Here is a 9,487-nt window from a genome sequence, read left to right as displayed (position 1 = left end):
TATTTTATCAAAGATAGAAGCTCGGTCCTAATCGAAAAACTTTTTATTATTTATTTACTTTCTCTGTCAATGGCCAATACGTTATATCAACCTTTCCTACAATTTGATCATTGGATATAAATCCGAACGATCGACTATCTAGGCTATCTTGTCGATTGTCTCCTAGTACAAATAAATTCCCCTTAGGAACTTCAATTTCTCCAGTAATTTGTTGGAGCGTAAAATCATTAGTAAATTTTTCAACCGAACTTGCTTCCTTATAAGATTCTAAAAATCTTTCTTCAATAAATTCTCCATTAATATAAAGCTTATCATGTTTATACTCCACCCTATCTCCAGGTATTCCAATAACACGTTTAACATAGTCTTCCTCTTTAGAAGCCCGAAAAACAATAACATCAAATCGATTTACATCCGATAATTCATATACAAATTTATTCACCATCAATAAATTTCCGTCAAATAGTGTAGGTTCCATCGACTTCCCATCTACAACATAATTGGCAAATAGAGTTGTTCTTAAAATAACTGCAATCCCAACCAAGAGAAGTAAAAGTAACAATACTCTTCGAATATTGAATTTTTTCACGTTGTTTCATCCTTCATCGAGTAATTATTATACATAATACCCTTGAAGGAAGTTTTTAACCCTTTTCGTGATTCACATATTATTTTTAGCTGATTTTTTTTGCAATCGTTTTTCTAAGTATTTACCAAACATCCAAAAAATCACTATGCCTATACCTACAATTATTGTTCTTACTGGATTTTGAGCAAATTCCATTATACTCGAGCCGACATATGAAATGGAGAATATCATTACCGTTTTACCTAAGCAGACAGCTAATATAAATTGATATATGTTAATCTTCGACAATCCTGCCACAACATTAATTATGGACGAAGGAGAAAAAGGGAAACACAGCAATATAAATAGCGGACCAAATCCATGTCTATCTACCCATTGAGTAATTTTTTTCACTTGATTATTCTTTCTAATTTTTTGTAGTAAACGTGTATTAGAGAGCTTTCTTATAAGTAAAAATACAACAACTGCTCCAACAGTTGCGCCAATCCATGAATACAGAAAGCCTTGAAATAATCCATAAGCAGCAGCATTACCAAGAACAAATACGATTAACGGTAAAAAAGGTAAGAAAGCTTCTAGGAACGGTAATAAAATCCCTGGTAACGGTCCTAGTCCTTCATACTGATTTAAGAGCTGGGAAATAAATTCTTCCCAACCTTCTTCTCTAATAAAACTTCTCCAATTCGATAGAGAAACACTCATGACATACATCCACGTAAGCTCCTATCATTAGACAACATTCTTTTAAAATTATTATATGGTATTAGATTGTATTTTAAAAGAAAAAGCTAATTAATTCCAATAATGAATCGTCACTCTAATTGGTAGATATTTTTTCATCTATAACATATAATAAAATATACGAACATACGATCTGTATAAGAGGTGTGAGTGCATGCGTTATATCAATGAGGAAAATACTAAAATAGCTTCAAGGTATTTATTTATATCCATGGCGATTATTATAATTCGTCAAGATATAAAATATCATGATGAAGGACCATATAAAATCAAGGAGATATATCTTCAGATGTTATCAGAAATGGAGAGGGAAGCTGTCCGAGAACGTAAACAGATCATTCGCAGAATGAGAATAAATCAATTATCGGTTATTCCACTAACAAAAGATGATTCTTTTTCAAACTTTTTATTTATATGCCAAGGAAAAGAAGAAAAGAAAAGTTATTTCAACCCAGCTATTCGTAAAAAAGTTGAAAAAGTGCTAAAGGAGTTGATGTTTAAGAGTCTTTATCGTCTTCAGAACGAAGAGGCTTCCTCCAACGTTTAATTCGATCGTCTAAAAGAAATCTTATTTGAGCAGTACGTTGTAGTTGATTGATTAAAGAACCATGGGAGATATCAAGTGAAATTTTTGAGCCATTTTTAAACAATACACTGGTAGTCCCTTCATCTCCTCTACGTACTTCTTTAATATGACTATGTGCAATCCAAGAACAGTTCGCATTACTAGGAGACTTAGTTGGAAAGAAATACATTCCACTTGCTGGATCAATTGTAATTGGTGCTTTATGTGTTATTCCGCTAATTTCTCTAGTCCCCTCCTGACGTCCTTTCAAACTAGCACCAAAATACTTGCAAGCATAATCAATGACATTGGTAGGTTTCGCTTCCAAAACATATTCCATTTCCTCTTCCAATACTTTCGCAATGTACCTTCCATTTTCATCTTGCTCTGATACAATCGCCAACGTAAATGGCGTTATTTCTAAAAATTCCTTTTTCATTGTTTACCTCCTTTACCAATTAGTGTGACTTAATACCTAATATAACATATTATTAGTTAAAATGATATATTTTTACATAATTTTTTGAATAAATAGTTAAAAAAGAAACGAAGTTGATAATAAACGACAATTTCAACTTCGTTAGGAACCATACTATGAATTTGTAACTTGTTCTTTAAGACTCTTTCGTAAAATTTTCCCTGTCGTATTTTTCGGAAGCTCATCAAGAAAATAAATCGATTGAGGAACTTTATATTTGGCTAAATGTTGTTTACTAAACTCAATTAAATCTATTTCTTTCACATCCGGATTATCAACAACAACATACGCAATAACTGCCTCACCTGTTTGAGGGTCTGGAACTCCAATGACAGCAACTTCCACAACAGAAGGATTAGAATAAAAGACTTCTTCTACTTCCCTAGGATAAACATTATAACCACCAACTAAAATCATATCTTTTTTACGATCAACAATATAAAAATATCCGTCTTCATCCATTCTTGCCATATCTCCTGTATAGAGCCAACCATCACGTATTGTTGCAGCTGTTTCGTCTACCATTTTATAATAACCTTTCATCACATTTGGCCCTTGAACTACTAATTCACCTACTTCACCTGGTGGTAATTCATTACCCGTTTCATCAACCACTTTATTTATAACATTTACAATATTTTGGCCGATTGAACCTGCTTTTCTCGGACGATCTAAAGGATTAAAAGACGTTACAGGAGCAGCTTCAGATAACCCATAGCCTTCAGAAACCTTTACATTAAAAGCTTGCTCAAATGATTCTAGTAAAGATACCGGCATAGCTGCACCTCCAGAAATACATAAACGTAAAGAGGAAAAACTATCCACATTATCTTTTGCACTTTGTAGTAAATAATTATACATCGTTGGAACGCCTGCAAATACTGTTGCTTGATAGTCACTAGCTACACGGAATACTTCTGTTGGCGAGAACTGAGGTAAAATAATGATTGTCCCTCCATTTAACAGCGGTGCATTTAATGATACAGTCAAGCAAAAAACATGAAACATTGGCAAGGCAGCAATTACCCGGTCATCTTGACTAATATGTAAATAATTAGCGACATCTTGTGCGTTAGAGTATAGGTTTTTATGCGTAAGCATTGCCCCTTTTGGTTTTCCGGTTGTACCTGAGGTATACAAGATAACAGCTAAATCTTCTTCAACTAATTTTGGACCAGTGAAAGGCAATTGACCATTAGCAATTACTTCTTGAAAACGTAATATACTTGTTGATAATTGTTCTTTTTTAATAGATCCTGGAACTTCTTTTCCACTTTCACAATTAACAAAATATTCTAGAGTAGATAGATCATCAACAATTGGAATAAATTTATCCATAAGAATATCCATTGTAATAATTCCTTTTACATCACCATCTTTTAACATATAAGCCATTTCACTAGGTGTATATAAAGGATTCATTGGAATTACAGTTAATCCTAATCTCAATGCCCCATGCAATCCTATGACGTAATATGGACTATTCCCTAATACTAATGCGATATGATCGCCTTGTCTGAATCCTAATTTTTGGAGACCATCTGCAAACTTTTGAACCATGCCCTCTAACTCACCATAGGTTGTTTTCTTATCTGCAAAAATATATGCAGTTTTTGTTGGATTTTCCCTAGCAGTTAGTGCCAACTTATCTGTAATATTCAATCTTATCTCTCCTTCCTATTATGAATGAATATTCATTCATTTATGGGTGAAAAAATAGAATTACGCTATCGTAAGTTCTTTTTTTTTGGTTATTTTAAAATAATTATAAATTATACGAATTTAATTTTCAATAGAAAGCGCTAACATTTTAGTAAAAGTCGTTCATATATCTCTATACAACTATTACAGCTCAAATTCTGTCACTAATTCATTTATATAATTTAATGTCTCTACTTGTTTCTCGTTATTTACATCCTCATATAACAACTGTTCTATAAACTCCCAAATATCTTCTAAATTTCGCTGACAACGGTAATATTTTATGGCATCTTCATTAATAACATATCTTCTGTGGGTCTTTTGATAAATACTTATGAATTTATCAAAATATGGCTTATCTATTAAAAACATGATATCAGCTTCTACTGGTGCTAACTTTAATCCTTCCCAATCAATTAATATGAGTCTATCTGTTTGCATTAAATTCCAATTGTGTATGTCAGTATGACAAAGGGAAAAATCTAGATTACTGGACTTTAATTGATTTGATAAATTTTTAATATCTCCTATACGATTAACTAATGTTTGTCTATACTTGGTAATAGTTTCTTTGATAATCTGTGGTAATTCTTCTATTTTTTTCTGTAAAATTATTTCAAAGTCATTTAAATATGGTAATTCAAAGTCCTCTACCATCAAGTTAGTTGAAAATGGAATTTGATGACTTCCATAAGAATGAAGTGTAGATATAATTTCAGCTAATTCTTTAATTTGCTTGTCAGACATGTTTTTATTTCCAACTGTATCTCCATCAATATATGCATAAAGTAAGTACACATTACTATCATCTTCACATTTATATTCCCCTTCAAACGTAGATATTGGTATAGGAGTTTTTCCTTTCAATTTTGTATGATTATCTAACCACACCAAAATTGAAGCATATTGATTAATGAAAGCAATAAGTTTTGAAGTTGAAGGTCTAGACTTGTCATACACTTTTAAAAAATAAACATTATTACCATCTGATATTTTGAAAGCTAATGCTGCCCATCCACCTTTTATAGCATCTATTTTTATTGGATTTATACCATAATGGAAATTTAAAATCTTATTAAACTTCATAGCTATTTCCTTCCTTAAACATAATTTATCTTTAATAAAGCGATACTTCATTCAATGAGCCTTTTGTCCTTTACCCTACGTATGTTATTCGTCAACCTATCCTCGACTTAACCTCACAGCTTTGAAGTGCTGGATAAAAAAACCGAGTCATAACCTTGTATCAGTTATATAACTCGGATTTCTATTTTATTTATTAAAATTAACATACAGAAGTTGTCTTTATTAATAAAGCAGAGAAATAAATTCTTCTTTTGTAATCCTTCCTAGATAGTAAGACACATCAACATCATGTAGAGCTTCTTCAATCGCTTGTCGATTATGACGTATACCAATTAATTGATCTTCTAATTCATTGATTAAACCTATTCCAAAGAAGTCACCATATATCTTACAGTTTTCAATTATACCTTTTTTAACGTCTAAGCGAACATCAACAAGCCCACCTTGAAATTTTTGTGATTCTTGGTAATTAAACGAAGGAGATTTCCCATAGTTCCATTCCCATTTTTGATAACGGCTTTCTGATATTTCATGGATTTTCTCCCAGTCTTCATCTGTTAATACATATTGTGGTACATCGTTTACATCTTCTACGTCAAACACATGAGTTAAAATTAATTCTTTAAATTGCTCCATTGTTATTTTTTCATCGAGGAATTCTGCAATATTAGCTACACGACTACGAATGGATTTAATACCTTTTGATTCAATTTTAATTTTCTTCACCTTTAATGCTTTTGTTAATTCTTCTAGTTCAGAATCTAACATTAATGTTCCGTGACTAAACATACGCCCTCTTGTAGAGAACATCGCATTACCAGATATTTTACGTCCATCTGCTGCTAAATCATTTCTTCCTTGTAATTCCGCTGGCACACCAACTTTATTTAACGCATCTACAACAGGCTGGGTAAACTTCGCGAAGTTCTGAAAGCTATTGCCATCATCCTTTGTAATAAAACTAAAGTTAAGATTTTGTTCATCATGGTATACTGCTCCTCCACCTGATAAGCGGCGAACAACCTTTATACCTTTTTCATCTACATAATCCGTATTTATTTCTTCAATTGTATTCTGATTACGTCCAATAATAATGGACGGACTATTCACATAAAATAGAAGATATGTATCTTTTTCACCAAAGTTTTCTAAGATGTATTCTTCAATGGCTAAGTTAATTCGTGGATCAATAATGCCTTTATTATCAATAAATTTCATTGTACATCCTCCCATAATTCACATATTTATTTATATGCTATCTTTTATTGTAAAACAATCTCTTCATGTAATCAAAAGAAATAGACCTTAATTCCCAGACCATGTCCAACCTTCTCTTGCAATTTCTATTGGTCCTTGATAAAAACTTTCTGCTTCCTTTTTTAATTGTTGTAAATCTCCAAACTGAGGTAAATGACTTAGAAGCAGTTTGTTTACATTAGCATCTCTTGCTATCATTCCAACTTGCTCGCTATTCATATGTCCAGGTTTGGAACCATCTTGTCCAGCATAGTAGTTACAATCTGTTATAAATAAGTCACATCTGTCCGCAAATTTCGTCCATTCTTTCATAAAACCACTATCGGCAGTATATACGATTGATTCTTTTCCATCTGTTATTTGCATACCATAACAAGGTACTGGATGATTTGTTTGAATAAATTCAATTTCAAAAGGACCAATTATCAACTTATTATCTGGATTGTATTCTATTCCTTTTGTATACGTATGAGTTAATTTTGCAAATCCTTCTTCATCTTCTGTATGACCATATATAGGTACAACATTTTCATTACCATTTACATAATAATTAATTAGTTTTGCATATTGGAAAACGCCAATATCAGCCACATGATCATGATGATAATGGGAGAGTACAATAGCATCAATCTGTTCTATATCAGTATAATTTTGTAGTTTTGATAAGGCACCACTACCTAAATCAATTAACATACGAAAATCTCCAGATTGAAGTAAATAAGACGAGGTCGATCCATTTTCAGCGGGATATCCACCCCAACATCCAATAACTGTTAATTTCATTCTGTTACATCCTTTCAAAAATTTTTATAATTTGTTGTAACACAGCATTGACTTTTGAATACTGTTATAATACAATATTTTATAAGAAATGAACATTCAATTTAAGGAGGCTTCACTATGATTGGAATTGTCGAATTCTTTAGAAACCTACCGAAGAAAAAATGTGTTCAGTGTGGTCAGGATATGATCATTGAAAAAGCAGATTGTTACGGAAATATCTGTGATGAATGTGATCATCCTGCTCGGTAAATAGTATACCAAATGTTTTATTCGCAATGTAATTGGAATTCTTCCCGGCAACTATTATATTATAGTTGCCTTTTTTCTGTTTAAAATCTATTATTATTATTTTATTTATATTATAATTATTTTGAGTTACGAAATAATTTAATGGAAAGAGGGATATTCATGACAACAACCAGCACTTCGCGTTTATTACGTACAGAAGTACCTAAAGAAGAAACATGGAATTTAAGCGACTTATTCCCTACGTTTTCTGATTGGGAGAAAGAACTTCAATCTATTCAAGAAGATATTGATTTGGTTACTAATTTCAAAGGTAAATTAACAAAAGATGCCCAAACACTATTACAAGCAATTCATGAGCTCGAGGCCTACCAACAACGTGTCTTTCATGTCATTGTTTATACCTCGTTATTAACAAGTGCAGATGGAACTGATCCAGTTAATCAAAGTGCTTACTCGAAAGCATCTTCTGCATTAGCTAATATTGAATCAAAACTTGCTTTTATAGAGTCCGAAATACTTCATCTTACTAATAAAGACATTAACGACTATATCGCTGAACAACCAGAATTAGAAAATTACCGTAAATGGTTAAATGATATTTTAGAAGAAAAACCACATAAACTTTCTCCAGAAGTGGAGGAAGCACTAGCTGTATTTGGTGAATTATTCGAAGCACCTAGAAATATTTTTAGTATTAGTAAAGCATCAGATATGCAATTTGAATCAATTTTTAACAAAGATGGCGAAGAAATACCGATGTCAGAGGCATTATACGAAGAGAACTATGAATATAGTGAAGACACAGTCGCACGTAGAAATGCTTATGAATCATTTAAGAAAACTTTTCAGCAATATAAGAACACTTATGCGACTACCTATGCAACAGAAGTCACAAAACAAGTAAAAACTGCTAAGTTAAGAAATTATAACTCAGTTACAGATATGCTACTTTCCTCGCAGGATGTATCCGAAAAAATGTATGAAAATCAACTTAATGTGATTCAAAAAGGGTTAGCTCCACATATGCGGCGCTATGCGAAGTTATTGAAAGAAAAACTAGATGTTGATGAATTACGATATTGTGACTTAAAAGCACCGCTAGATCCGGACTTCAACCCTAAAACAACGTATAAAGAAGGAACAGATACGATTTTAGAAGCACTAGAAGTCATGGGGCCAGAGTACATTGAAATTATAAAACAAGGAATAAATAACCGATGGATTGATCGTTCAGAAAACGTAGGAAAAGCGAATGGCGCATTCTGTTCTAGTCCATATGGGGCTCATCCTTATATTATGGTGACTTGGTCCGATAATATGAGAAGTACATTTATTCTCGCGCATGAATTAGGTCATGCAGGACATTTCTATTTAGCAGGAAAACATCAGACATTGTTGAATACACGTCCTTCTACTTATTTTGTAGAAGCACCTTCAACATTAAATGAATTATTATTAGCAGAACATTTAATGAATCAACATCAGGATGATCCTCGTATGAAACGTTGGATTATTACGCAACTACTAGGAACTTATTATCATAACTTCATCACCCATTTATTAGAAGGGGAATTCCAACGAAGAGTTTATCAACTAGCAGAAGAAGGCGTACCATTAACTGCGGATAGGCTATGTAAAGAAAAACAAGAATCACTTGAAAATTTCTGGGGAGATACCGTAGTATTTGATGAAGGTGCTGGTCTTACCTGGATGCGTCAGCCTCATTACTATATGGGATTATATCCATATACGTATTCTGCGGGTCTGACGGTTTCTACAGCAGTTGCAAAACGGATTAAAGAAGATGGTCAGCCAGCTGTAGAAAGTTGGTTGAATGTATTAAAATCTGGTGGTACGAAAAAGCCTCTCGACTTAATTAAAGATGCTGGGATTGATATGTCAAAACCTGAAAATATTCAAATTGCAGTTGATTATGTTGGATCACTTATTGACCAACTTATTGACAGCTATGAATAAAAAAATAAATAATTAATCAAAATCGATCTATCATAACGTAAAAATATTTACGGAATAATAG

General features: G+C 32.4%; 10 protein-coding genes. 3 read left to right on the top strand and 7 right to left on the bottom strand.

All coding sequences use genetic code 11. The features are described 5' to 3' along the window. Positions 1-46: 46 nt before the first annotated feature. Positions 47-589: a signal peptidase I gene (lepB, locus tag AQ616_RS11345; protein WP_069685820.1), complete on the bottom strand. Its 543-nt coding sequence runs from the start codon at positions 587-589 to the stop codon at positions 47-49. 72 nt (positions 590-661) lie between these two features. After that, positions 662-1,300, bottom strand: a complete 639-nt coding sequence (locus AQ616_RS11340) for a TVP38/TMEM64 family protein (protein ID WP_017796311.1) — start codon at positions 1,298-1,300, stop codon at positions 662-664. Positions 1,301-1,484: 184 nt separating this feature from the next. On the opposite strand from AQ616_RS11340, the gene AQ616_RS11335 reads away from it, so the two are divergent. Continuing rightward, positions 1,485-1,877, top strand: coding sequence for a YhjD family protein (locus tag AQ616_RS11335; RefSeq protein ID WP_069685819.1), 393 nt, complete (start codon positions 1,485-1,487; stop codon positions 1,875-1,877). Here the strand turns inward: AQ616_RS11335 and AQ616_RS11330 are convergent. The 5 genes from AQ616_RS11330 to AQ616_RS11310 form a co-directional block, all read right to left on the bottom strand. Then, positions 1,828-2,334: a competence protein ComK gene (locus AQ616_RS11330; RefSeq protein WP_069685818.1), complete on the bottom strand. Its 507-nt coding sequence runs from the start codon at positions 2,332-2,334 to the stop codon at positions 1,828-1,830. The genes AQ616_RS11335 and AQ616_RS11330 overlap by 50 nt on opposite strands. Before the next feature lie 153 nt (positions 2,335-2,487). Further along, entirely contained in the window at positions 2,488-4,035 is a 1,548-nt protein-coding gene (locus AQ616_RS11325) for a fatty acid--CoA ligase family protein (protein WP_069685817.1), read from the bottom strand. A gap of 183 nt (positions 4,036-4,218) precedes the next feature. After that, positions 4,219-5,160 carry an aminoglycoside phosphotransferase family protein gene (locus AQ616_RS11320; protein WP_069685816.1) on the bottom strand — a complete coding sequence of 314 codons (942 nt, stop codon included), beginning with the start codon at positions 5,158-5,160 and terminating at the stop codon, positions 4,219-4,221. 222 nt (positions 5,161-5,382) lie between these two features. Then, a complete protein-coding gene (lplA, locus tag AQ616_RS11315; protein ID WP_069685815.1) occupies positions 5,383-6,378 on the bottom strand; it encodes a lipoate--protein ligase in 996 nt (331 codons plus the stop codon). Positions 6,379-6,465: 87 nt separating this feature from the next. Continuing rightward, positions 6,466-7,200, bottom strand: a complete 735-nt coding sequence (locus AQ616_RS11310; RefSeq protein ID WP_017796305.1) for an MBL fold metallo-hydrolase — start codon at positions 7,198-7,200, stop codon at positions 6,466-6,468. Positions 7,201-7,317: 117 nt separating this feature from the next. Between AQ616_RS11310 and yhfH the strand changes: the two genes are divergently transcribed. Together yhfH and pepF are read left to right on the top strand one after the other, a co-directional pair. Further along, a complete protein-coding gene (yhfH, locus tag AQ616_RS11305; RefSeq protein WP_017796304.1) occupies positions 7,318-7,449 on the top strand; it encodes a protein YhfH in 132 nt (43 codons plus the stop codon). A gap of 159 nt (positions 7,450-7,608) precedes the next feature. Next, entirely contained in the window at positions 7,609-9,426 is a 1,818-nt protein-coding gene (pepF, locus tag AQ616_RS11300) for an oligoendopeptidase F (RefSeq protein WP_069685814.1), read from the top strand. Positions 9,427-9,487 lie beyond the last annotated feature (61 nt).

The sequence above is a fragment of the Oceanobacillus sp. E9 genome (assembly GCF_001741975.1).
Classification (GTDB): domain Bacteria; phylum Bacillota; class Bacilli; order Bacillales; family Amphibacillaceae; genus Oceanobacillus; species Oceanobacillus kimchii.
This window is presented reverse-complemented; position numbering and strand designations above follow the sequence as displayed.